The sequence below is a fragment of the Lentzea sp. NPDC003310 genome (assembly GCF_040610935.1).
Lineage (GTDB): Bacteria > Actinomycetota > Actinomycetes > Mycobacteriales > Pseudonocardiaceae > Lentzea.
The window spans coordinates 359770-383156 of record NZ_JBEXNC010000008.1 but is presented as its reverse complement, the minus strand read 5'-3'; the positions used below and the strand labels follow the sequence as shown (position 1 = coordinate 383156).

Genomic DNA, 23387 nt, shown 5'->3' with positions numbered 1-23387 from the left:
ATGCCGTAAAGTACGGGACCAGCGAGGTTACTTTACGTTGTAAGGAGTTGCAACTGTGGTCGTCTACGCAGGTCAGGGCGATCCGCGCCGGTCCATCGAGCTGCTCTGGCGGAAGTCCGCCGCCGAGCACCGCCCGGGACCGAAGCCCGGACTGAGCGTGGACGCGATCGTCGACGCGGCCATCGAGGTCGCCGACGAGCAGGGCATGGCGTTCTCGATGCGCGCGGTGGGGGAGCGGCTCGGGCGCACGGCCATGGCGCTCTACACGTACGTGCCGGGCAAGAACGAGCTGGTCGACCTCATGTACGACCGCGCGATGGCCGAGCTGCCCGGCTCCTACCCCCTCGACGACGGCTGGCGCGCCGCGACCGAGCGCTGGGCGCGGGACATGTGGGAGTTCTACAGCCGCCACCCGTGGATGCTGCAGGTCTCGCAGGCCCGTCCGGTGCTCGGCCCGCACGAGTTCGCGTCGATCGAGGCGCTCGCCGCGGTCCTGGTGTCCACCGGCCTGCCCGGCCGGGACCTGCGCGGCATCGTCGGCGCCCTCACGTACTTCGTGCGCGGGGCCGCCCAGACCGTGGCCGAGGCGCGTGCGGCGGGCGGGGCGACCGGGGAGGCCGACGAGGAGTGGTGGTACGCGCGGTCGGCCGTGCTGGTGGAGGTCGAACCGGACCTGGCGAAGAAGTTCCCGATGCTGCACCTGCTGGAGAACGATCGTGAACCGATCGATCCGGAGTTGCCGTACCTGGAGAACGATGCGGTGGAGAACTTCCGCGGCGGACTGAAGGTGTTGCTCGACGGCGTGGAGGGCGCTGTAGCAAAACCGTGACATAGTCCGGACGTCCAGCGCACACGAACTCGATGAGATCGTGACCATGGTTTTCGGCAGAGTCCTTGTTGCCGTGGCGTGCGCCCTGGTGCTGACGGCGCCGAGCACCGCGGCCGCTCCCTCGCAGGACGACTACCGCCCCGCGACCACCACGATGACGTACCAGGTCGGTGATCTGGCCGCGGTCGTGCACTCGCCGCGCACCCTCACCGGCGCGCGGCCCCTGGTGATCACCCGCGACCCCGGCGCACGGGCACTGGCGAGCCGGGGTGCCGTGGTGGTGCTGGTGGACGGGTCGTCGATCGACCGGCACCGCGCGCTGTGGCGTGAGCTGACGTCGGGCACCGGGCCGCTGGCCGAGCGCTTCGGCGGGTTCGCGGGCCACGTCGTTGTGGCACAACCGTGACGGCGTCCTCACAGGACGCCCACAAGTTCCCGATGGGATCACCACATGGCAATCGGAAGAGCAGCGGCCGCCGTCGCGATCGCGATGGTGCTGGCCGCCCCGACCAGTTCCGCAGCCGACCACCACTCCGGTATCAGGAAGGTCGAGTACTCGCTCGGTGATCGGGCATTCCAGGTGCCCGGCTTTCACAGCGAGCCGGGAGGTCCCGTCGCGGACCTCGAGCTCACCGCGGTCGTGCACGCGCCGCGCACGCTCGTCGGCAAGCGCCCGCTGGTGCTGCTCGCGCACGGGTACTGGCAACCGTGCCGGGGTGAGCAGTGGGTCTGGCCGTGTCCGGCAGGGGACGCGTTCCCGAGCCACCGGGGGTACGACTACCTCGCCGAGGAGTTGGCGCGGCAGGGTTTCGTGGTCGTGTCGGTGAGCGTGAACGGCGTCAACGCGGGGGAGATGGGCGAGATCGCGGACGTCGCGCGGGCCGCGGTGATGAGCAAACACCTGGAGCTGTGGCGCGATCTCGACGACGGCAGGGGACCGTTGAAGCTGCCCGGGTTCCGCGGGCACGTCGACCTCACCAACGTCGGCACGCTCGGTCATTCGCGCGGTGGTCGCGGCGCCGTCTACCAGGCCTCCGACAAGCACGTCGGCGAACTCCCGGCGGGTGTGCGGATCAGGGCCGTGCTGCCCCTGGCCCCCGCCGACTACTACGCGCCCGACCCGGAGGCACCGGAGAACCTCGACTACCGGATCACCCGGATCCCGTTCGCCGTCATGACCGGCAGCTGCGACGGCGCGGTCAGCGGCACCACGTTCATCGAGAACGCCAAGGGCCGCAACGTCGTCCCCATCCACGCCGTCACGCCGAAGAACGCCAACCACAACTACTTCAACACCGAGTGGTCCTACGACGACGACAGCACCTGCCCGGCTGCTTCGCTGACCCCCGAACAGCAGCGGAGGGTCGCCACCACCTACATCCCGGCGTTCTTCCGGCAGTACCTCATCGGGCGGAGCAACCCGATCGTCGGAAAGGGCTATCCGGGCGTCGGCGTCGTGACGCATCAACCGATCGGTTAACCCTCGACGAGACTTTGGGGGGACGCCTCCCCCTTCCGCCACTGCCAGGCTGGGTGGCGGAAGGGGGAAATTCCATGCTCAGAACAACTGCGCTGCTCACCGCGGCGCTGGTCGTGCTGACCGCGTCCCCGGCCACCGCTCGTGCGAACGGTGACTGGTCCGGTTGGCAGAAGGACCTCAACGGGTCGCGGCACCAGGCCGCGGAATGGCGCATCGACGCGGGCAACGCGAGCAAGCTCAAGCTGAAGTGGGCGTTCGCGTACCCCAAGGGCGACTTCAACGGAGTCCGCAGCCAGCCCGCCGTCGTGGGGGACACGGTCTACTTCGGTGGCCCCGACGGCAAGTTCTACGCACGCAACGCGCGCACGGGTGGTGCGAGGTGGGAGTTCACGCTCCCGCCCGCGCCCCGGTACGCGTACAACTCCGACGGCCCGACCGTCGCCGAGGGCAAGGTCTTCTTCGGCGACAGCGCGAGCCGGCTCTTCGCCCTGGACCAGCGCACCGGTCGGCTGAAGTGGCAGGTGCAGCTCGACGACGGCATCGCCTCGCAGACCACCAGTTCGCCGATCGTCCACAACGGACTGGTGTACGTGGGCACGTCCAGCGGCGAGAACACCCTGCCGATCACGCACGCCTGCTGCACGTTCCGCGGGCACATCGACGCCTACGACATCGACACGGGCGCGCTCGTCTGGCGCCACTACACGGTGCCGGAACCCGTCGAGGTCGGCACGTGGCCCAACGGGGCCAAGCGGTTCGAGCCGTCCGGCGCCGGGGTGTGGAGCTCGCCGGTGATCGACCGCAGGACCGGCACGCTCTACGTCGGCACGGGCCAGAACTACACGGGCAAGGGCGGCGAGTTCGACTCGCTGCTGGCGCTCGACGCCCGCACCGGCGCGGTGAGGTGGACCAACCAGGTCACCGACGCCGACACGTGGCGCGACGCCTGCAACACGCCTGACGCGGAGGGCTACTGCCCGGGGCTCAAGGACGGCACCAACCTCGACTACGACATCGGGGCCACGCCGAACCTGTTCACCGTCAACGGCAGGCAGCTCGTCGGCGTCGGGCAGAAGTCCGGTGTCTACCACGTGTTCGACGCCGCGACGGGGCAGGTCGTGTGGCGCCGCCAGCTCGGCGTGCCGCTGCCCAGCGGTGGCATCTCGGGTATCCAGTGGGGATCGAGCTACGACGGCAAGCGGCTCTACATCGCCACGTACTACGCCGATCCCGGCACGTTGTTCGCGCTCGACCCGGCCACCGGCCAGGTGCTGTGGCAGACCCCGGCGCCGGCGGACGGGTGCTCGACGGGCGGTGCGGTGGGCCAGCCGAACTGCGCGCGGGCGCACGGCGTGCCCGTGTCGAGCTCGCCGGGGGTGGTCTGGCTGGGCGCCGGTGACGGCAAGTTCCGCGCGTACCACGCCAAGACGGGCCGGATCCTGTGGACCCACGACACCGTGCAGGACGTGCGCGGCGTCAACGGGCTCACCGGGCGCGGCGGCACGATGGCCGGACCCGGTTCGGGAGCGGTGATCTCGGACGGCATGGTGTTCGTGCAGTCCGGTTACTACCCGGAGTTCACGAACCCGCACGGGTCGGTGCTGCTGGCCTTCGGGCTGTAGCGGTGGCCGGGGAGGTGCCCGCGCTCAGCAGGCACCTCCCCGGTTCACAGACCCAGTTTCCCGCGCACGCGGTCGGCCGGAAGTCCCGCCCGCGTGCGCAGTTCGGCCGCCTCCCGCCAGGCCGCGCGGGCCTTCTCGGCGTTGCCCGCGGCCGCGTGGGTGTCGCCGAGCAGTTCGCGGGAACCGGCTTCGAGCGGGAGGTCGCCGCACTGCCGGAACAGCTCCGCCGAGTGCGTGAACGCCTCGGCGGCCTTCGCGTGCTCGCCCAGCCCCAGGTGGGCGGTGCCGAGGTTGTCCCACGCCTCGGCCTGGCCGATCAGGTTGCCCATCTCCCGCCACATCGGCATCGCGCGTTCGGCGAACTCGACCGCCTCGGCGTACCGGCCGAGTTTGGCGTGGCCCCAGGCGAGTCCGGTGAGCGCGTTGGCCTGGCCGTAGGCGTCACCGCACTCCTCGAACAGCGCGAGCCCGCGCCGCGTGTGCTCCACCGCCTCGCCGATCCGCTCGTCCGGGCAGAGCATCGCGATGTTGAGCAGCACGCCCGCCTGGCCCGCCGGGTTGCCGTCGTAGACGTCGAACGCCCGGTGCAGCGCCGCGGTCGCCTCCTCCGGCCGGCGCACGCGGCTCAGGCTGCGGCCGAGGTTGATCAGCGTGCGGCCCAGGCCGTCGGTGTCGTCGAGCCGCTCGACGGCGGCGACCGCGAGTTGCTGGGACGTCAGGAGGTCCCGGTAGCGGGCCTGCCGGTCCAGCACGTCGGCGAGCGACCAGCCCATGAGCCACGTCTGGGCCGGGCTGCCGTGCGGCATGGCCGCCATCAGCGCCGGGTGCTCGGTCATCAGCCACGTCAGCGCCTCCTCGTGCGTGGCGAACCGCAGGACCACCACACCGGGCGCCGGGTCCGGTGTTGCCGGGCGGTGGCGGTTGGGCGTGAACGCGACGCCCGCCTCGACCGCCGTCAGCGCCAGGTGGTCGAGCAACCGGTGCAGCGCCGCGTCGCGTTCGCCCGCCAGCGCGAGCTCGGCGGCGTAGTCGCGCAGCAGGTCGTGACAGGTGAACCGGCCGGGCTCCGGTTCGTCGATCAGGTTCGCCGTCGCCAGCTCGGCGAGCAGCGCCCCGGTCTCGTCGAGGTCCAGTCCGGCGAGCGACGCGGCGCCCGCGAGGCCGATGTCCGAGCCCGGCATGAGGCCCAGCAACCGGAAGAGCCGCAACGCCGCGGGGCTCAACGCCCTGCAGGAGTGGGAGAAGACCGAGCGCAGGTCCGCGGTGACGTCATCGTCGTCGGCGAACGCGTCGAGGTCCGCGAGCTCGTCGGCCAGTGCCGCCAGCGGGAACTCCGGGTGCGTCGCCGCCCGCGCGCCCGCCACCGCGAGGGCGAGCGGCAGCCGGGCACAGCGCCGCACCACGGTGTCGACCGCGTCCGGTTCGGCCTGCGCGCGGTCGTGCCCGATGCGGGCGGCGAGCAACGCGCGGGCGTCCTCCGGGGGCAGCAGTCCGAGCGCCAGGGCCCGGGCGTGGGCCGGTTTCAGCGACGTGCGGCTCGTGATCACGACGTGCGCGTGCGGTGTGCGCGGCAGCAGCGGTTCGACCTGCTCGGCGTCGGTCGCGTTGTCCAGCAGCATGAGCACCCGCTTGTCCGCGAGCGCGTCCCGCAGCAACGCCGACTGACCCGCCAGGTCGTGCGGCACCTGCGCGCGCGGCACGTCGAGCGCCGCGAGGAACCGCAGCAGCGCGTCTCCCGGGCTCACCGCCGCGCCGCTCGGCCCGAACCCGTGCAGGTTCACGTAGAGCTGGCCGTCCGGGAATCGTTCGGCGGCCCGGTGCGCCCAGTGCACGGCGAGCGAGGTCTTGCCGACGCCGCCGGTGCCGGTGATCACCACGACACCGTTCGGCGCCTGGTCCAGCTCGGCCAGTTCGAGCGCCCGGCCGGTGAACGGCTTGGGCGCGGCCGGCAGCTGGCGCGGGGCCGAGGCCGCCTGCAGCCGCCGGTGCAGCGCGGTGAGGTGCCGCGACGGTTCGGCGCCGAGCTCGTCGGCGAGCCTGGCGCGCAGGACCTCGAAGTGCCGCAACGCCTCCTGCGCGCGTCCGCTGCCGTGCAACGCCTCGATCAGCTGGGCCGCGACGCGCTCGTCCAGCGGCCGTTCGGTCGCGAGGGCCTGCAGCTCGGGCACGAGCTGGGCGCGGTCACCCCGGGACAGCCGTTCGTCGACGTGACCGAGGCGGGCGGCGAGCAGTTCCTCCGCGAAGTCCGCGCGCAGCTGCCTGGCCCACGGTGTGTCCAGTGTAGACAGCAGCTCGCCGCGCACGAGGTCCAGCGCCTGCGCGGTCTTCCCAGTGCGCACCAGGTGCCGGAACAGGTGCAGATCGACCTCCAGCGGGTCGACCCGCAGCACGTACCCGTCGCGGTCGCGTTCGACCAGGCCCGGCAACGTCTGCCGCAGCCGCGTCAGCCAGGTCTGCATCATCGCGCGGGCACGGGTCGGCGGGTCGTCGCCCAGCACCCGTTCGACCAGCTCCTCGGCGGTGACCACCCGACCCGCGTCGGCGAGCAGCACGCCGAGCAGGGCGCCGAGACGCGTCGGACCGAACTCGGTCGCGCCGAAGACCGTGTACCGCACGGTGATCACCGTATCCGCTCCGGCGGCGAGGGCACCGCGTCCGTGCGGGGACGCGGTGCCCTCGGGAAGGCGACTCCCCGCGGTCATGCCGTCCTCACACGAGGAATGCTTCCCGCAGTTCCCGCACCATGAGCTCCGGCACCTCCATCGCCGCGAAGTGGCCGCCCCGCGGCATGTCCGTCCACCGCACGATGGTGTGGTTGCGCTCGGCCATCCGCCGGATCGGCACGCCCACGTCGTGCGGGAACACCGCGACCGACGTCGGTGTCGTCGACATCGGCTCCAGCTCGCCCCACGTCTCGTCCCCCTCCTGGTAGTACCGCGCCGACGAGCCCGCGGTCCGGGTGAACCAGAAGAGCGACGCGGTCGTCAGCAGCGCGTCGAGGGGTACCCCGATCTCGGGGTCGCTCCACGTGTGGAACGCCCACTCGATCCACTCGAGCTGCGCGACAGGCGAGTCCGTGAGCGCGTGCGCGACCGACTGCGGCCGCGTGCTCTGCATCGCCACGTAGCCGAACTGCTCGAACTCGTACCGGAACGCCTTCTCCACGGACCTCCGTTCCGCCTCGACCTCCATGTCGGCGGTCTCCTGGGTGACGCCGGCGGAGAAGATCTGGTTGACGTGGACGGCCGTCACCTCGTCGCGCAGGCCGAGCTGGCGGGTGAGCATGGCGCCGTAGTCGTAGCCGTGCGCGAGGTAGGTGCCGTAGCCGAGCCGCCGCATCAGTTCGGCGATCATGTCCGCGACCCGGGGGATGGTCCAGCCGAGCTCGGTGGTGGGGCCGGACAGGCCGAAGCCCGGCACCGACGGGATCACGAGGTGGAAGTCGCGGCTGAGCGGTTCGATCATCTGCTCGAACGCGAAGCACGTCGTGGGCCAGCCGTGCGAGAGCAGCAGCGGCCGGGCGGCCGGGTTCGCGCTGGGGACGTGCAGGAAGTGCAGCGGCGTGCCGTCGATCTCGGTGACGAACTGCGGGATCTTGTTGAGCCGCCGTTCCGTCTCGCGCCAGTCGAAGTCGCGCCAGTGCTGTACCAGTTCCCGGAGGCGCGGCTGCGGGACGCCCTGCGCCCAGCCCGCTCCCTCGGGGTCCACCGGCCAGCGGGTGTGGTCGAGGCGGCGGTGCAGGTCGTCGATCTCTGATTGGGGGATGGCGATCTCGAACGGCTTCATGGTGAAGACGGTATTTCGGCTGTAGGACAGTTATGGTCCTACAGTGTCTTCTGCTCGTTTGTTGAAATTGCTTGGTCTGCTGCAGTCGCGCCGTGAGTGGTCCGGTGCGGAACTTGCGGAACGGCTCGACGTCACCACACGCACCGTGCGGCGCGATGTCGACAGGCTTCGTTCGCTGGACTACCCGGTGCACGCGTCGATGGGCACGTCCGGCGGTGGCTACCGCCTCGGTTCTGGAGCGCAGTTGCCGCCGTTGCTGCTCGACGACGACGAGGCCGTCGCTGTGGCCGTGGGGCTGCGTACCGCTTCCGGCATCGAGAACATCGGAGAGACGGCCGTGCGCGCGTTGCTCAAGGTCGAGCAGGTGCTGCCGTCCGCGCTGCGCCACCGGGTCGCGGCCCTGGAGATCGCGACGGTTCCGCACACGTCTGCTCCGCCGTCGGTCGACTCCGCGCTGCTGACGCTCGTCGGCACGGCGTGCCGCGACCGGCAGCGGATCCGGTTCGGCTACGTCGGGCACGCGGGGCAGGAGTCCGAGCGCGAGGCCGAGCCGCACCGCCTGGTGACGTGGGGCCGGCGCTGGTACCTGGTCGCGTGGGACGTGCGGCGCGAGGACTGGCGGACATTTCGGCTCGATCGGATGAGCGTCCGCACCCCGTTCGGTGCACGCTTCACACCGCGTGAGGTCCCGGGCGGCGACGCGGGCGCGTTCGTGGCGGCCCGTGTCGCCGACCGGTGGCCGGTCCAGGGCGTGGTGCGACTGAACGTGCCCGCCGCCGAGGCCGTGGAGTGGCACAGCTACGGCGAGGTTTCGGCTGTGGACGAAACCTCGTGCCACGTGCGCGTCGGAGGCGAGACGATGGACGACGTGGTGTTCATGCTCGCGAGCATCACGACCGAGTTCGAGGTCGTCTCCCCGCCGGAACTGTCCGCCGCGCTGCTCCGGGCAGCGGACCGGTTTCGCAGGGCGGCGAAGTTCTAGAGATTTTCTCAGGGTCCTGACAGCAGACTCCTAGGCGCGCCGGGCTTAGTGGAGGTCAGGGAGGTCCGCCATGCTGATCGAACACACCGTGCCACTCGGCACCGCGCTGACCGTGACCCACGCGACGGACCGTGGACCACGCACGTACAACGCCGACGCCTTCGCCGCGCACCGCCGCACCTTCGTCGTCGCCGACGGGGTGGGCGACGCCGCGAGCGCCGCCGAAGCCGCCTGGGCAGCCGCCCGCGCCGCCTCTCTGCTGACCGACCCGGTGTCCGCGATCCTCGCCGCCCGCGACGCCCTCCAGGTCCACACCGGCGACGCCGTGATCGTCGTGGCCACCGCACGCCCCGAGGGCGGCTTCGACATCGCCTGGGCGGGCGACGCCCGTGCGTACGCCTCCGACGGCACGGACCTCGTCCAGCTCACCACCGACCACACCGTCGCCGAGTACTTCCGCGAACGCGGCACCCACGCCCAACCACGCATGGAGCACGTCGTCACCAACACAGTGCGCCACGCGACGTTGGCGAACATAGGCCGTGCGACCGCACGCGCCTCCCGGCTCGCTCTCGTGTCCGACGGCGTCTACGGCCCGTTGGGCTACGACGGCATGAGGGCGATCATGTCCGGCCACGCCTCAGCAGACCGCCTGGTGCGTGCGGCGCTCTACGGCCGTGGCACCGACAACGCGACGGCTTTGGTCGTCAGCTGACCTTGCGGCGCTTCTTCTTGCTCGCCTCGACGCTGCGCTGCAGGGCGTCCATGAGGTCGACGACACCGGTGTCCGCCACGGGCTCGTCCTCGACCTTGACCTTGCGCCCCTTCTGCTTGGCCTTGATGAGCTTGGTGACCCGCTCGGTGTAGGTGTCGCGGTAGTCCTTGGGCCGCCAGTCGTCGGCCATGGACTCGACCAGCGACACCGCCATGTCGAGCTCCTTGCCACGTGGCGCGCGACCCTCGGGCGTGACGTCCAGGACGTCCTTCGGCTTGCGGATCTCGTCGGCGAAGAACAGCGTGTGCACGGCGAGAATGCCGTTGTCCTCGGTGAGCGCGGTCAGGTACTGCTTGCCGCGCATGACGAACAGGGCGATGCCGGCCCGGTTGGTCTTCTTCATGGCCTGGGCGAGGAGCAGGTACGGGCGGGAGAACTCCGGCTTGGCCGGGCCCAGCCAGTACGTCTTCTGGAAGTGGACCGGGTCGATCTCGGCGATGTCGACGAAGGCCTCGATGTCGAGGGTGCGGCTGCGGCCTGGGGCGATCTCGTCCAGTTCTTCGGGTTCTATCAGGACGTACTCGCCGTTGGACGTCTCGTGGCCTTTGACGATCTTGTCGAACGGGACCTCGCGGCCGGTGCGTTCGTTGACGCGTTTGTAGCGGATTCGATCGGAGGTGCCTCGTTGGAACTGGTTGAAGTGGACCGTGTGGTCTTCGGTGGCGCTGTAGAGCTCGACCGGGATGCTCACCAGGCCGAAGCTGACGGAGCCGCTCCAGATTGCCCTTGCCATGCAGGTCAGGTACCCCGGGTTGGGGTGAGTTAGTCACCTTGGGACGCGGGGTCGGCTTGCGTTGTCGCGTTGCGTTCCAGCGGGGTGGGCGAGTGCCGTGCGTCCTGTCACCTTGCGTCGGGGTTGCTCAGACCGGGACGAGCCGGGTCGTTTCATCGCCGCTGACGCGTCGATAGCGATTGGGGCTTGACTTCGGGGCCCTTGCGAGACGCTGGTCGGCCTTTCAAAAGCCGGGCTGAAAAGAGCCCGGCCGATCCGTGCGAGGGTAGCGTCTCGCACCCAAAGTCAAGCCCCAATCGCCATCGTGCGTGGTCGGGTTGGGAGGGCACGTCACCGTTACCGCTTGCCCGACAACGAAGGTCTCACGCCTCGCCTTCGGCATTGCGCTGGGGCGTGGGTGGCTCGCCTTCGGCATTGCGTTGGAGCCTGGGGGCGCTCGCCTTCGGCTTGCCGGACGTCGCTCGCTACCATCGCGCCGTGAGAGTCGTGGTCCTGTCCGACACCCACGCGCCGAGGTTCTGGAAGCGGTGCCCACCGGCCGTGGCCGAGCATCTGCGGTCAGCCGACCTGATCCTGCACGGCGGAGACGTGTGCGTCGCACCCGTGCTCGACGAGCTGGCCCAGTACGCGCCCGTGATCGCCGTGTGCGGCAACAACGACGGGCCGGACGTGGTCGCCTGGGGTGCGCCGGACGTGGTCGAGTCCGAGATCGCGGGACTGCCGTTCGCGATGATCCACGACAGCGGGCAGAAGGCCGGGCGGATGGCGCGGATGCGGCGCCGGTTCCCCGCGGCTCGGCTTGTCGTGTTCGGACACTCGCACATCCCGTGGGACGAGCAGGAGGACGGCGTTCGGGTGTTCAACCCCGGTTCGCCGACCGACAAGAGGCGTCAGCCGCAGGGGACGATCGGGTTGCTGGACGTCGAGGACGGCGTGCTCCTCGACGCCCTGATCGTGCCGGTCACCTAGCGGGTGACGCGGGCGAAGCCGTCCTCCACCCGTTCGAAGGCCGCGCCGGGTGCCTCGTCGAACAGCGGTTCCAGCACGGCGTCCGCGTAGATCAGTTCGCGCAGCGGGATCAGGACGGCCTTGTCCGGGTCGTCCGCGTAGTCCGGCGTCTCGTCGCCCGCGAACACCCGCCAGCCGCTGTCGTGCTCCACCTCGGGCTCCTCGCGGTACAGCCAGCCGACCGGCGCGCCGTCGCGTGCCACCCGTGCCGAGACGACGGCCGCCTTCGCCAGGTCACCGGACCACAGCCGGTCGAACCTGCGTTGCCGCTCCACGGTCTCCGGGGAGCCGAGCTCGACGCGGATCCGCAGCAGCGTGCCGTCGGCGGCGAGGTCGCGGTGGACCGGGAACGCGCCGTCGCCCCACGAGGTGAAAAAGCCGGTCATCGCCGCGCCGCCGACCTCGATCGTGCCGGCCTCGGTCGTGCTGGAGCGCATCTGGCCCAGGATCGCGAAGTGGTCGTCGTGCGGGCGGAAGTCGGAGGCGAACTTCAGTCCGGACGATCGCAGCGCCTCCAGTTCCTCGCCCAGCGTCGAGACCTCGGGCCAGGTCAGGTCGCTCCAGCCCCGTTCGCCGTCCGTCGCCGTCGGGGGCACCGAGACGCGCGCGGCCACCTCGTCGGCGTCGCGGCCCCAGAACGCGAGGTCGAACAGGCCGTCGGACGGCTCGTCGCTGGTCCAGGCGGTGAGCGCGGTGGCGTCGGCGAACAGCAGCCGTGCCTTGTCCACGAGCACGTGCCCGCACTCGACCGACGAGGCGACCTCGCCTTCCGCGCACTCGACCCACACGGAGTGCCAGTTGTCGGCGTACTCGTCCCGCATGCGCTCGCCCAGCACGCGCAGCGGACCCGTCGGCAGGCCGCGCGCCGCCACCGCCCAGATGCCGTGGAACTGCACTTCGGTGCCGTCCGGGTGGTCCTCGAGCAGCGCCCGGACGCGCGCGGCGTGCGGCATGCGCGGGAGTTCGCGCAGCTCCGCGTCGAGCCCGGTCGCGGCCAGCGCCGACGCCACGGGCTCGCCGTCGGGCGACAGGTCGAACGCGTACCGGCCCTGGAGCGCGCCGAAGTCCAGTGCCCGCACGGCTTCCGCCGCCTGCGGGCCGACGACCTCGAAGTCCGCGGCCGCGTTCGCCCGTTCGACGACGTGGTCGGGCGCGTCCCCCTCCTCCAGCAGCGGGGGCCGCTCGCCCGACCAGATCCTGAGCAGCCCGAAGTCGATCAGCAGCAGATCACCGGACGGGAAGGACGCGGTCCCCAGGAGCTCCATGCCGTCATCGTGTCACCACGACGGCGCGCAGCGACGCGTGGCCCGGCCGCCACTGCGTCGACACGGCCACGTACCGCGCGGAAGTGCCCGCCCCGTAGGACTTGCCGTCCACGCTGTGCGCCACGGAGTGCGGCGGCACGTTCCCGTTCGTCCACTTCAGACTCACGTCCCCGATCTCGTGCACCGCGCCGAGGTCCACGACCATCCGCCCGTCCCGTCCCGGCGTCCACGCGGTGCGCTCGTCGCCGTCCACCGCCGCGGCCGGATCGCTCATCCCGGGCGGCAGCACGGAGTTCGGGAACGTGACGCGGCCGAGTGCGAGGTCGGCGAACGGGAACGGGCGCGCGCCCGGCACGCTCACCGTGCGGGCGGCCCTGCCCAGCGCGACGGGGACGCTCCGGCCGTCGCGGTGGACCAGCACGAACATCGCCGGGCCGCCGCGGAACGTGACGCGCTGCCCGTCGTGCACCTCGGCGGTGATGCCCGGCGGGATCCCGCGCGCGGTGAACCACGGCGCCTCGACCCGTGCCGTGGCCGCGGGAAGGGAGAGCGCGTAGTCGACGCCGTCGCGGGTGGTGACCTGCGTGCCGCGGTACAGGCGGGTGCCGGGCAGGTGAACGGTTCCGGTGACGTCCGCGCCGGTCAGGTTGAAGACGCTGAGGTACCCGTCCGCGGTGCTCGCGCGCACCCCGTCGGGGCACCGGGGCACCGGTTGCGCCGCGATCGCGCGCAGATCGGCGCGGACGTAGCCCTCCACGAGCCCGGCCGGCACGGTGATCGTGTCGCCGTGCACGGTGATCGGGTCGGCCGACCGCGCCACGAACCCGGCCCTGCCGTCGACGTCGAGCCAGCCCGGCGTGCTGAGGTCCGGCCTCGGGTAGGAGGCGGCGGTGGTCCACGTCGTGCCGTCCGGGGACGTCTCGATCCGGTACGCCACCGCGGCGGCCGTCTCCCAGCGCAGGCGCACGCGGTCCACGGTCGTGGCGGCGCCCAGGTCGACGGCGAGCCAGCTGTCCGCGCGGCCGCGGTCGGCGCGGGCGACCGCCCAGCGCGTGGCCGGGTCGCCGTCGGTCGCCTTCGCGGGCTCGTAGCCGGGGTCGTACGACGACGCCGTGGTCGCCACCGCCCGGCCCGCCTCGAAGTCGAACACCGAGTAACCGTAGGTGGCGTGGGGTGTCACGCCGATCATGCGGACGTACCGCGCGGTCGTCGCCGGGAACGTCAGCTCGTCGACGCGGAAGCCCTCGCGCGCCCGGATCGTGACGCGACCCGCCGAGCCGGTGTAGGTGCGCGCGCCCGTGAGGAATCCGGCCAGCGCGAGGTTGTGCACGTCGACGCGGCCGGGGCGGGGGAGCGCGCACACGACCGTGCCGGTCGGCAGGGTGGCGGTGCCGGCGAACCCGTCCGCGAACCGCAGCAGGCTCGCGGTGGCGTCGAAACCGTCGCGGACCGCCTGGTACGCCACGGTGGTGCGGCCGGTGACGGCGGCGGGCGGCAGCAGCATCGGGGTCGAGCCGCTGATCTTGAACAGCCAGTCGTCGTGCGCCGGCTGCCAGGCGAGCTTCGTGAAGCCCGGCTTGGTCACCGTGCCCGCCCACGCGGCCGCCGACTGGTGCGTCAGCAGGCCGGGGTCGGCGCCGTGGTCGACCGTCATCGACGCGCGGCGGAAGAACTCCTGTTCGGACACGGGGGACGCGGGCGGGCGCAGCTCGTGCAGCAGGTAGCTGATCGCGAGCTCGGCCCGCGCCTCCGGCTCGTACTTGGCCTCACCGGAGAACTTCGCCAGCCGGTGCACCGGCGGATGGGCCTGGTAGGCGAGCAACCGCGCCGCGAGCGCTGCTTCGGCGCGGGCGGCCATCGGGTCGCGCAGCACCGTGGAGCGGAAGGCCAGCGGGATGACGTCGCGGCCGTAGAGGTGCTCGCGGTCGTTGACCATCGGCATCAACGGCTCGCCGGCGTCGCTCATCGTGGCGAGGATGGTGCGCCACAACAGCTCCCCGTTCGGCTGCCGGGTCAGCACCTCCGGCAGCGGCCTGCCGGCGAGCAGGAAGTGCACGGCGTTGCGGCCCGAGGTGCGCCAGAGCTCCTCCTGGTAGTGCGGGCCGAACGAGCCGTGGTTCTCCACGATGAACGTGTCGTGCAGGTTCGTCGCGGTGTTCGCCGAGATCGGCGCACCGTCCACAACGGACGGGTTGGCGAGGTCCGCGGCGGGCAGCCCGGCCTCGTTGCGGCTCCAGCGGCCGAACGCCTCGCGCCAGCCCGGTCCGTCGCCGTGCCAGGCGAGGCCTGGTGCGAGCGCCTGCGCGTAGACGCCCATCTCCTCGAGCTTCGTGTCGCCCCGGTAGCCGCCGGTGAGCCCGTTCGGTGTCCAACTGCCCGAACGCGGGTCGTTCGCGGTGCCGAGCGACGTCGTGTACTCGGCCTGGCCGCGCGCGATCGCCTCGACGTTCGCCCGGGTCCGCGCGTCGAGGTCCGGCCAGAGCAGGCGGGCGGCCAGGACGAAGTACGACTGGAACGTGGTGTCCCAGAACAGGGTCTTGCCCCACTCGGTGCCGCCCGCCAGCAGGTTGCTCGCCGCGAAGTGCTCGATCGTCGCGAGGGTGTGGGCCCGCAGGACGTCCTTCTCCACGCCGGCCAGTGCCGCGTCGTACGTGCCGCGGGTGAGCAGCACGGCGTTGCCGAGCACGACGGCGAACCCGAAGTCCGTGCGACGGTACCGCCCGGCCGTGGCGTCGTACTGCGTCTCGGCCCACCTCGTGTGCCTGAGGAGCACCTCGTAGTAGGTGTCCTTCAGCTGGGCGACCGAGACTTTCGGCGCGACCGCCAGCACACCTGTGGCGGCGAGGAACGTCCTGCGGTTGATCAGCATGTCAGGGCTGCCTCCGCCCAGTCGGCGTGGTCGAAGTTGCGGCCGTCGCCGCCGTCGGTGACGCGGAGGCTGAGCATCCGCACGCCGCTCACGTCGACGTCGATCGGCACCGCGGCGGACTTGGTCCGGATGATCCCGCTGTCGTACAACGGTTTGTCGTCGCCGAAGACCTGGAACGCGACCGAGCCGGTCTCGGTGGTCTCGTCGTCGAGGCCGATCTTCGCGGTGAGCCGCTCGCAGGACTTCCCGAGGTACACGGAGACCTCGGACGGCGCGTGGGTGCCGAGCCCCGTCGCGTACGTGACGCCGCCGATCGACAACGCGGCGCCGTCGCCGGCGACGTTCTCGCCGTTGGACCTGTCGCGCTCGACGGGACCCCAGCCGTTGGTCTCGCTCATGAACGGCAGGGCGCTGACCTGCGCGCCGTTCGCCGGTGCGGGCGGCGGTACGAAGGCTTTGACGGCCTGCTCGACGTGCACGCCGCCGAACGTGGCGACGACCGGCAGGTCCACCGGGCCGACCCCGGCGCCGGCGGTGAGCCGCCACGCCCCGCTGATCGACTCACCCGGCGCGAGCCTGGCTCGCTCGATCGCGGCGCCCGTGAGCGACCAGCCCTCGGGAGCCACCGCGGTCAGCTTCACGTCCCGGATCTCCCTGTCCCCGTTGGTGAACGTGCCGCCGATGTCGATCGCCGAGCCCGGCGGCGTGTCGGTGGTGCCGCTGGGCGTGACGGTCAGCGTGGTGTTCGGGACCTGGCTGATCGGCCGGTCGCACGTCTGCAGACCGGGGCGGTAGCGGCAGATGACCGCCGCGAAGCCACCGTTGCGCCTGGTCGGCATCGACAGCGTGGCTGTGTTGCGCAGGACCTGGGTGTCGCGGACGACGTCGGCGCGGATGGCGGGATCGCGCACGGTCTCGACCAGCCACTGCCCGCCGCCGAGGAAGCCCAGCGGTGCCTCGAGGGTGCGGTCCTGGGTGGCGATGCCGCCGACGAACCACCGGTCGCCGTTGCGGCGCGCGACCACGGCGTGCGAGTCCGGATCGCCGTCGAGCAACCGGGTCTCGTCCCAGACCGTGGGGATCTGGTTGAGGTAGCGCAACGCTTCCGGGTGCCGTTCGTAGGCTTCGGGCATGTCCGCGAAGTGCGTCCAGCCCGACTCGTAGACGACCGGCAGCGCGACCTCGTGCGCGATCGACGCCTCCTTCGTGCCGACCTCCAGCGACACGGGCGTGTAGTCCATCGAGCCGGCGACGTTGCGGGTGAAGAACTGCACGGGGTTGTTGGCGGCGGGCGGGTAGTTCTCGGCGCCGCGCACGGCCTCCATCGTGAGCACGTGCGGCCAGGTGCGGGCGAGGCCGTGCGGGATGGTGGAGCCGTGGAAGTTGACCATGAGCTTCAGGTCGGCCGTCTTCTGCAGCACCGCGTCGTACCAGCGGTAGCGGTCCTGCGAGTCGGACTCCATGAAGTCGAGCTTCACGCCCTTCGCGCCCCACTGCTTGATCCTGGGCAGCACGGTGTCGCGTTCCTGCTGCGTGTCGAGATCGCTCCAGCGCAGCCAGAGCAGGATCTCGACACCCCGTGCGCGGGCGTACCGGATGAGTTCCGGTACCCACGCGCTGCTCCAGCCTTCGTCGACCAGCGTGTACTCCCAGCCGTTGCGCGCGGCGAAGTCCACGTACTGCTTCTGCCGGGCGAAGTCGCCCGGGCTGGCGTGCTCGCTCAGCCACGACCACGCGACCTTGCCCGGCTCGATCCAGCTCTGGTCGGCGACCTTCGCGGGGGAGGCGAGGTCGTCCACGAGCGTGGAGGTGCCGACGGTGGCGAGGTCGCCGACGATCGCGGTGCGCCACGGGGTGGTCCCGGTCGAGGCGACCTGCGTGTCGGCCAGCACGACCTGGAAACCGTTGCCGCTCTTGCGCAGCCTGCTGCCCGAGTACCGTCCATCCACATCGGACTCGGTGAGCAGCGCGTAGTCCTGGCCGGTGCGCAGCAGCGTGGGGTAGCCGAAGTCGCCGGTGGCCTCACCCGCGGTCGTCCGCACGCGGTTGGCCTCGTACCAGGCGTTGTAGGGCAACAGCCACGCCGCCGAGTCGGCCGGCACGCGGAAGCTCGACGCCTCACCGGTCACCGTCGCCGGGCCGGGCAGCACGTAGCGGTACGCGACGCCGTCCGCCGAGACGCGCACGACCAGGTCGAAGCTCCCCGCGGCGGTGCGGAAGCCGAACCTGGACTCGGTCATGCGGGCCGAGCGCTGCGTCCGCTTGCCGGTCGGCATCGTGTAGCGCTCGGTGACAACGCGGTCAGCGCGTCCGGTGAAGGTCAGGTCCTTCGTGAGGTCCGCGGTCGTCGTGGTGAGGCCGACGGCCGCGGGCTGGAGCACGGTTCTGCCCTGCCTGCTCACCGCCAGGGTCAGATTTCCGCTGGTCAGATCAAGTGTCGCGGCGACCTGGCCCGGACCGGTGACGGTCCAGCCGGCCGGTGCGGCGACAGCGGGTGCGGCGGGCAACAGCAGGGCGAGCACGAGGACGAGCAGTCGTGACATCGTTGTCAGCTCCCGGGGTGAGACCGCTCCCATCGTGTTGGGGCCGTCCGCGCCCGGTCAAGTGGCTGATAGTTATCAGTCGCTTTGCGGACAGAGGTATCCCTCTGCCCGCAAACGCTCACACGATGACCACGACCTCGTCGCTGAGCTTCGCGCCGTCGAGCAGCTCCAGGTCGTCACCGCTCCAGAAGCGGCCCGGGTCGTACCAGTTGGGCCTGCGCTTGGGCAGCAGCCCCATCTCCTCGTACGTCACGGCCACGATCTCCGCGCAGAACGCGCTCTCGATGCTCGCGTTCGCCCTGGGGCCGAGCGGCACCCGCCCGCGCAGCCAGCGCGAGGCCAGCTTGGCGGTGGAGGGGAACGGCGTGCCGTCGAGGCGCGCGACCGTGCGCAGCGCCGCGTCCTCCATCTCGCGCGTCACCTCGTGGTCGAGCTGCCGGATCCAGGCCCGCTGCCCGTACTTGTCGTGCCACGTCACCACCGCGTCGCGCAGGTCGTGCAGCTGGGCGCCGCGCTGGTGGGTGCCGCTCCACATGTCCTTGAGGGACTTGCCGAGCTCGGCGTGCCACATCAGCGGCGGCAGGTCGTCCAGCACGATCGCCATGCCGACGTGGTTGACCGGGCTGTTCGTCATGGCCTGGATCGCCCGGTCCGCCGCACTGCGCCCGCGGAACACCCACACGTCGCCGGTGCGGGTCATCTCCACGGCTCTGTCCAGTGTTGTCGCCATGGCCCAGTAGCCTAGGCACATGAAGCTGTGGAAGGTGATCGGACTGGCCGCATTCGCGGGTGTCGCGGCGAGCGGCGTGGTCGCTGCCCGCAACCAGCGCCGCCGCGCCGCCTACACCCCCGAGCAGATCAGGGAGCGTCTGCACGAACGGCTGGCCGAGGCGTCCGCTCCCCGTTCGGAATGAGCCGGTAGGCCACATAGGACGCCACGGCGAGCAGCACGGCCGCCACCATCGCGGTGCCCTGCATCGCCTCGGTGAACGTGCCGGTCGCCGCCCACGCGGACAGCACCGTCCCGAGCACCGCGATGCCCAGCGCCGCGCCCAGCTCGTAGGCGGTCTCCGACACCGCCGACGCCGCGCCCGCCTTGTCCGCGGGCACCGCCGAGACCACGGCGTCCGTGGTGAGCGTCAACGCCAGCCCCACACCGGCGCCGATGATCACCAGAGCCACCGCGATCGCCCCGTAGGTCGACCAGAGCCCGACGATCACCAGTCCGCCCGCGCTCGCCAGCAGTCCCGCCGCGATGGCCCGGCCTCGTCCGAGCAGCCGCGTGACGGGCCCGATCGCCGCGACGACGAGCACTCCCGCGAGCCCCAGCGGCAGCTCCCGCAGGCCCGCCTCGAGCGGCGAGTACCCCAGCACGTTCTGGAAGTACTGCGACAGGAAGAACACCAGCCCGGTCAACGCGAAGATCGCGATCATGCTGGCGCCCACGGCGCCGCTGAACGCGGGCGCGCGGAACAGCGCCACGTCGATCATCGGGTGCCGCGAGGTCTGCTGCCGGCGCACGAACAGCCACAGCCCCGCCACACCGACGAGCCCGGCCGCGAGCGCGGTCCAGCTCGGCCCACCGAGCGCGACCTCCTTGACCGCGTAGACCAGCGGCACCACGCCGACCGCGGACAGCGCGGCCGAGACGAGGTCGAACGGGCCGGGATCGGGGTCGCGCGACTCCGGCAGCCACCACGCGCCGAACACGAGCAGCGCCGCCATCACCGGCAGGTTGATGACGAAGACCGAGCCCCACCAGAAGTGCTCCAGCAGGGCACCCCCGACGAGTGGCCCGAGCGCGGCACCGGCCGTGGCCGTCGCCGCCCAGACCGCCACCGCCCGCGTGCGCTCGGCGGGGTCGGTGAACAGGTTGCGGATGATCGACAACGTCGACGGCATGATCGTCGCCCCGGCCACGCCGAGCAGCGCGCGGGCCACGATCAGCCAGCCCGCCGACGGCGCGAACGCGGCCAGCAGCGAGGCGAGCCCGAACCCGAACGCGCCCGTCAGCAGCAGCTTCTTGCGGCCGATCCGGTCGCCGAGCGTGCCCATCGTGACGAGCAGGCCGCCGAGCACGAACGAGTAGATGTCCCCGATCCACAGCACCTCGGCCGCCGATGGCGCCAGGTCCTGCTGCAATGCCGGGATCGCGAGAGCCAGCACCGTGCCGTCGACGGCGATCAACAACAAAGCGAGCGCGAGCACGCCCAGTGCCGCCCACTTCCGCATCACAACTCCCTTAGCTGACCAAGTGGTCTGTAATCTAACGTACCGTCCAGACGGTCGGTTAAGCAAACGATAGGTTGATCACCATGCCCGGAGAGCAGCGCAACGCACCCCGCACCCGCCGTGAGGTGCTCGCCGCCGCCGCGCGCGCGTTGATCGAGCAAGGCCCGAACGTCAGCCTCGACGCCGTGGCGAAGGAGGCAGGCGTCTCGAAGGGCGGCCTGCTGCACCACTTCCGCAGCAAGCAGGCGCTGATCGTCGGCCTGATCGAGGAGTGGTTCGACCACTACGACGCGACCGTCGAGCGCCTCCTCGAACCGGAGGACACCCCGGGCCGCTGGACCCGCGCGCACATCCGGGCGACGTTCGAGCCCGACGACCTGTGGTCCCACCCGTCCGTCGTCACGGCCCTCCTCGGCGTTCCGGAACTGCAGCAGCGCCTCGACGTCGCCGCGACCCGCTGGCGGCAGCAAACCGATTCAGACGGCCTCCACCCACAACGCGCCGATCTCATTTCCCGTGCACTCGATGGGGTGACGCTGGCCGATCTCCTCTGGCGCGGCCAGGAGTCCGCCGAGGAGCGCGAACACACCCGTGACCTGCTGCTGAAGCTCACCGAGCAGACCGGCCCGCTCGTCTGACTTTGTCCACTGAACGTTGTCAACCGGAACAACTCTGACACCGGACAACGAATTCTGCGTACCGTCGGAAGTGGTTGCACTCCGGGGGGAAGCAAATGCCGATCGTCATGTCCGAACCCGTGCCCAAGGGCAGAGGGTTGACCATTCTGTTCGAGCTGGAAGACCTGGCGCGAACCCGGTTCGCCGCCGCACCACTGCCCATGTACGAGCTGGTGTTCACGGTGCACAGCGGCACCTGGGACCGCCTGCTCCTGCCGCACATCCGCCCCCTGGCCGAACTGGTCAGACCGGGCCGCTTCATCCCGGACTTCTTCAACTCCGCCCGCCCCGACTTCGACGAGGCCGTGCGCCAGGTCCTGGACGTGCCCGGTGTCCGGGTCCGCGACCAGATCGCCGGCATGCTCGGCACGACCTCACCGTGGCTCCGCTCGTTCGCGGCGGGCACCCCGACGGCCCGCCAGGACCTGCGCGCCGCACTGCGCGCGGGTTTCCGCGAGCTGCTCGGATCCCAGTGGTCCCAGACCATGCAGGCGTTTGACGCTGAGGTGCGCCTGCGCTCGTCCCAAGCAGTCGGCCGAGGCCTCGGCGACCTGCTCGGCGGCCTGCACCCCGCGATCTCGTGGACCTCACCCGCCCTGCACGTGGAACTGGGCTGGGACACCGAGATCTCGTTGCGCGGCACCGGAATGCTCATCGTGCCGGTGCTGAACGGCCTGACCCGCCCAGCGGTGTCGATGTTCGCCGAACCGCAACCGCTGCTGTTCTACCCGGTCACGGCACCGCAGGCGAGCGGCGCGAGCCTGGAGCCGGCGCTGGGACGGACGCGGACGCTCGTGTTGCGGGCGTTGACGTCCGAGCGCACCACGACGGAACTCGCCAAGCACGTGGGCATCAGTTTGCCGACGGCGTCACAGCACGCGACCGCGTTGCGGACGGCCGGGTTCGTGTCGACGCATCGCAACGGGAGGTCGGTGCGGCACCGGCTGACGCGTCGCGGGTGGGAGTTGCTGAATTGACCCGGTGTGGGCGTCCGGTGCGGCGGGGTCGCTGAACCCGTCCCCAGCGGTGCCGGGTGTGGTGAACGGTCCAGCCGCGCTGAGCTCGACGGTCGCGGTGTGGCTGCACCGCTGGATGGACCCCGCACGGCCGGAACCCGGTCGACGGTCCGGGAGTGCTGAACGGTCCCGGTGCGGCCGGTAGTGCTGAACGGTCCCGGCCACGCCGGGAGCGCTGAACAGTCCCGGCGTGGCCGGGCTGCCGAACCGACCCCGAGGGAGGCCGGCATGACCGCAATGCCGCGGTACCGCACCGACTCGAGCCCCCGCGCCCTGGCCGCCAGGCTGCGCGCCCTGCGCACCGCCGACGTCCCCGTCGCCTGCCCGGTCTACGCCGGCCTGGCCGCGCCCGTGCGGACCTCGTCGCTGCACGCCCGCATCACCCACGCCATTGCGCGCGCGTTCGTGGCGGGGGAGTCGGCGTCGGTGCCGCGGTTCGAGCCGCCGCCGTCGGCTCAGCTGCGCTTGCTGACCGCGGCTAGTTGGGGGCGGCTCGATGGTGTGGGGCCGGACATGACGACGTTTCCGGTGGACCTCGCCTCCGAGTTGTGGTGGCGCGTGCACGAGCGCTCGCTGGCCGCGTCGCGCGTGGCCGACCGGCGGGTGGCGTGCGATCTGTTGTTGCGTCTGGGATATCCGCAGGGTGCTGCCGCGGTGATCGGGTTGAGCGTGATCGACCCACGCAAGCACGTGCTGTCGCCTGACCTGGCGATGGAGCAGTTGGCCGTGTTGCGGTGTCATCTGCCGGCGTCGGCCGTGGAGGCGATGGCGTTGCGTGGCGCGCGGTCCGGGTTGCTGCCGGCGGAGACGCGGCGTGAGCTGGCGCTGTTCGTGGTGTTTCGCAACGCCGCGCGCGGTGCCGACTCGACCTCCATGCAGGCTGCGGCGGCGTTGGCGACCAAGGCGTCGTCCGAGTTGCCGCAGCACGGCTTCGCCGGGCTGCTGGGGCGGGCGCGGTTGCACCGGGCGATTGCCGCGGTGCCGTTCGTGCGGCGCGACATCGTCGAGACGCACCGGTTGCTGGGGCGGGCGGTGGAGTCGTTGACGTCGCTGGCGCCGTCGGCGGCGATGGACCGGTTGGCGTGGGCCGACGAGGCGTACGCGTTGTACTCGTTCCTCGTGCGGACGCACCTCGCGGTGGGGCTGTCGCAGCGGGCCGTGGGGTATGCCGACGAGCTGGTCGAGCTCAGTCCCGGGGACGACCGGACCTGGGCGTTGCAGGGGGACTCGCTGGCCGCGTGCGGGCGGTTGGAGGCTGCGCTCGAGGCGTACGGGCGGGGGATCGCGTTGGGCGGGTGGGGTGCCGCGCGCGCTGCCTACCTTCGCGGGTTCGTGTTGGAGCGGCTGGGGCGGGTGGCTGAGGCCGCTGAGGACTACGTGGTGTCGCAGCGCATCGATCCGACCTCGTCGGTGGTGGCTGGGTCGGTCGGGCGGGACGTGCCTGGCGCCACTTGTGCGGTGGGCTGAGGCTCGGCCTGCCGCTCCCCCGCGCGATTCCTCCTGACGCAACGCGCGGAGTGCCGATTTGGTTCCCGCTCTGTCCACAGGCTTGTGAGTTGTCCACAGGGGT

Annotated in this window: 19 protein-coding genes; 11 read left to right on the top strand and 8 right to left on the bottom strand. The window is 71.4% G+C overall.

All coding sequences use genetic code 11. The features are described 5' to 3' along the window. Positions 1–55 precede the first annotated feature (55 nt). From ABZX02_RS18985 to ABZX02_RS18970, 4 genes are all read left to right on the top strand, one after another. Positions 56–829, top strand: coding sequence for a TetR/AcrR family transcriptional regulator (locus tag ABZX02_RS18985; protein ID WP_355299793.1), 774 nt, complete (start codon positions 56–58; stop codon positions 827–829). A gap of 46 nt (positions 830–875) precedes the next feature. Next, entirely contained in the window at positions 876–1235 is a 360-nt protein-coding gene (locus ABZX02_RS18980; RefSeq protein WP_355299791.1) for a hypothetical protein, read from the top strand. 45 nt (positions 1236–1280) lie between these two features. Continuing rightward, entirely contained in the window at positions 1281–2309 is a 1029-nt protein-coding gene (locus ABZX02_RS18975; RefSeq protein ID WP_355299790.1) for a hypothetical protein, read from the top strand. Positions 2310–2383: 74 nt separating this feature from the next. Beyond that, the gene (locus ABZX02_RS18970; RefSeq protein WP_355299788.1) at positions 2384–3931 is read left to right on the top strand and encodes a PQQ-binding-like beta-propeller repeat protein; all 1548 of its coding nucleotides are present in this window, start codon (positions 2384–2386) and stop codon (positions 3929–3931) included. A 44-nt stretch (positions 3932–3975) separates the two neighbouring features. Here the strand turns inward: ABZX02_RS18970 and ABZX02_RS18965 are convergent, their stop codons facing one another. Beyond that, positions 3976–6546, bottom strand: a complete 2571-nt coding sequence (locus tag ABZX02_RS18965; RefSeq protein ID WP_355299786.1) for a BTAD domain-containing putative transcriptional regulator — start codon at positions 6544–6546, stop codon at positions 3976–3978. 94 nt (positions 6547–6640) lie between these two features. Next, a complete protein-coding gene (locus ABZX02_RS18960; RefSeq protein WP_355299785.1) occupies positions 6641–7717 on the bottom strand; it encodes an epoxide hydrolase family protein in 1077 nt (358 codons plus the stop codon). Positions 7718–7760: 43 nt separating this feature from the next. Between ABZX02_RS18960 and ABZX02_RS18955 the strand changes: the two genes are divergently transcribed. Both ABZX02_RS18955 and ABZX02_RS18950 read left to right on the top strand, forming a co-directional pair. Continuing rightward, positions 7761–8699, top strand: a complete 939-nt coding sequence (locus ABZX02_RS18955) for a WYL domain-containing protein (protein WP_355299783.1) — start codon at positions 7761–7763, stop codon at positions 8697–8699. Positions 8700–8769: 70 nt separating this feature from the next. Continuing rightward, complete coding sequence (locus ABZX02_RS18950) at positions 8770–9414, top strand: serine/threonine protein phosphatase (RefSeq protein ID WP_355299781.1); 645 nt, start codon at positions 8770–8772, stop codon at positions 9412–9414. On the opposite strand, the gene ABZX02_RS18945 is transcribed toward ABZX02_RS18950, so the two are convergent. Then, positions 9407–10207, bottom strand: coding sequence for a Ku protein (locus tag ABZX02_RS18945; protein ID WP_355299780.1), 801 nt, complete (start codon positions 10205–10207; stop codon positions 9407–9409). The two genes, ABZX02_RS18950 and ABZX02_RS18945, sit on opposite strands and share 8 nt — an antisense overlap. A 477-nt stretch (positions 10208–10684) precedes the next feature. On the opposite strand from ABZX02_RS18945, the gene ABZX02_RS18940 reads away from it, so the two are divergent. Then, positions 10685–11176 (top strand): metallophosphoesterase family protein, encoded by a 492-nt coding sequence (locus ABZX02_RS18940; protein WP_355299778.1) that lies wholly within the window; start codon positions 10685–10687, stop codon positions 11174–11176. Here the strand turns inward: ABZX02_RS18940 and ABZX02_RS18935 are convergent. The 4 genes from ABZX02_RS18935 to ABZX02_RS18920 form a co-directional block, all read right to left on the bottom strand. Continuing rightward, a complete protein-coding gene (locus ABZX02_RS18935) occupies positions 11173–11601 on the bottom strand; it encodes a DUF2185 domain-containing protein (RefSeq protein WP_355299858.1) in 429 nt (142 codons plus the stop codon). The two genes, ABZX02_RS18940 and ABZX02_RS18935, sit on opposite strands and share 4 nt — an antisense overlap. Before the next feature lie 883 nt (positions 11602–12484). Continuing rightward, positions 12485–15349: a discoidin domain-containing protein gene (locus ABZX02_RS18930; RefSeq protein WP_355299776.1), complete on the bottom strand. Its 2865-nt coding sequence runs from the start codon at positions 15347–15349 to the stop codon at positions 12485–12487. Further along, positions 15343–17892: a glycoside hydrolase family 97 catalytic domain-containing protein gene (locus tag ABZX02_RS18925; protein ID WP_355299774.1), complete on the bottom strand. Its 2550-nt coding sequence runs from the start codon at positions 17890–17892 to the stop codon at positions 15343–15345. The genes ABZX02_RS18930 and ABZX02_RS18925 overlap by 7 nt, the downstream gene beginning before the upstream one ends. A gap of 118 nt (positions 17893–18010) precedes the next feature. After that, positions 18011–18622 carry a hypothetical protein gene (locus tag ABZX02_RS18920; protein ID WP_355299772.1) on the bottom strand — a complete coding sequence of 204 codons (612 nt, stop codon included), beginning with the start codon at positions 18620–18622 and terminating at the stop codon, positions 18011–18013. 19 nt (positions 18623–18641) lie between these two features. On the opposite strand from ABZX02_RS18920, the gene ABZX02_RS18915 reads away from it, so the two are divergent. Then, positions 18642–18806, top strand: a complete 165-nt coding sequence (locus tag ABZX02_RS18915; RefSeq protein WP_355299770.1) for a hypothetical protein — start codon at positions 18642–18644, stop codon at positions 18804–18806. Here ABZX02_RS18915 and ABZX02_RS18910 read toward each other — a convergent pair. Next, positions 18751–20124, bottom strand: coding sequence for an MFS transporter (locus ABZX02_RS18910; RefSeq protein ID WP_355299768.1), 1374 nt, complete (start codon positions 20122–20124; stop codon positions 18751–18753). The genes ABZX02_RS18915 and ABZX02_RS18910 overlap by 56 nt on opposite strands. 83 nt (positions 20125–20207) lie before the next feature. On the opposite strand from ABZX02_RS18910, the gene ABZX02_RS18905 reads away from it, so the two are divergent. The 3 genes from ABZX02_RS18905 (at position 20208) to ABZX02_RS18895 (ending at position 23284) form a co-directional block, all read left to right on the top strand. Next, the gene (locus tag ABZX02_RS18905; protein ID WP_355299766.1) at positions 20208–20762 is read left to right on the top strand and encodes a TetR/AcrR family transcriptional regulator; all 555 of its coding nucleotides are present in this window, start codon (positions 20208–20210) and stop codon (positions 20760–20762) included. Between the two features lie 95 nt (positions 20763–20857). Then, positions 20858–21778, top strand: a complete 921-nt coding sequence (locus ABZX02_RS18900) for an ArsR family transcriptional regulator (RefSeq protein ID WP_355299764.1) — start codon at positions 20858–20860, stop codon at positions 21776–21778. A gap of 267 nt (positions 21779–22045) precedes the next feature. Next, on the top strand, positions 22046–23284 hold the full coding sequence (locus ABZX02_RS18895; RefSeq protein ID WP_355299763.1) for a tetratricopeptide repeat protein: 1239 nt from the start codon (positions 22046–22048) through the stop codon (positions 23282–23284). Positions 23285–23387: the final 103 nt, after the last annotated feature.

Bases quoted from the DNA above. Each gene is read 5' to 3' on its own strand.
- ABZX02_RS18980 (WP_355299791.1), top strand. From the start codon at position 876: ATGGTTTTCGGCAGAGTCCTTGTTGCCGTGGCGTGCGCCCTGGTGCTG.
- ABZX02_RS18975 (WP_355299790.1), top strand. From the start codon at position 1,281: ATGGCAATCGGAAGAGCAGCGGCCGCCGTCGCGATCGCGATGGTGCTG.
- ABZX02_RS18970 (WP_355299788.1), top strand. From the start codon at position 2,384: ATGCTCAGAACAACTGCGCTGCTCACCGCGGCGCTGGTCGTGCTGACC.
- ABZX02_RS18960 (WP_355299785.1), bottom strand. From the start codon at position 7,717: ATGAAGCCGTTCGAGATCGCCATCCCCCAATCAGAGATCGACGACCTG.
- ABZX02_RS18950 (WP_355299781.1), top strand. From the start codon at position 8,770: ATGCTGATCGAACACACCGTGCCACTCGGCACCGCGCTGACCGTGACC.
- ABZX02_RS18945 (WP_355299780.1), bottom strand. From the start codon at position 10,207: ATGGCAAGGGCAATCTGGAGCGGCTCCGTCAGCTTCGGCCTGGTGAGC.
- ABZX02_RS18935 (WP_355299858.1), bottom strand. From the start codon at position 11,601: ATGACCGGCTTTTTCACCTCGTGGGGCGACGGCGCGTTCCCGGTCCAC.
- ABZX02_RS18930 (WP_355299776.1), bottom strand. From the start codon at position 15,349: ATGCTGATCAACCGCAGGACGTTCCTCGCCGCCACAGGTGTGCTGGCG.
- ABZX02_RS18925 (WP_355299774.1), bottom strand. From the start codon at position 17,892: ATGTCACGACTGCTCGTCCTCGTGCTCGCCCTGCTGTTGCCCGCCGCA.
- ABZX02_RS18920 (WP_355299772.1), bottom strand. From the start codon at position 18,622: ATGGCGACAACACTGGACAGAGCCGTGGAGATGACCCGCACCGGCGAC.
- ABZX02_RS18915 (WP_355299770.1), top strand. From the start codon at position 18,642: ATGAAGCTGTGGAAGGTGATCGGACTGGCCGCATTCGCGGGTGTCGCG.
- ABZX02_RS18910 (WP_355299768.1), bottom strand. From the start codon at position 20,124: ATGCGGAAGTGGGCGGCACTGGGCGTGCTCGCGCTCGCTTTGTTGTTG.
- ABZX02_RS18905 (WP_355299766.1), top strand. From the start codon at position 20,208: ATGCCCGGAGAGCAGCGCAACGCACCCCGCACCCGCCGTGAGGTGCTC.
- ABZX02_RS18900 (WP_355299764.1), top strand. From the start codon at position 20,858: ATGCCGATCGTCATGTCCGAACCCGTGCCCAAGGGCAGAGGGTTGACC.
- ABZX02_RS18895 (WP_355299763.1), top strand. From the start codon at position 22,046: ATGACCGCAATGCCGCGGTACCGCACCGACTCGAGCCCCCGCGCCCTG.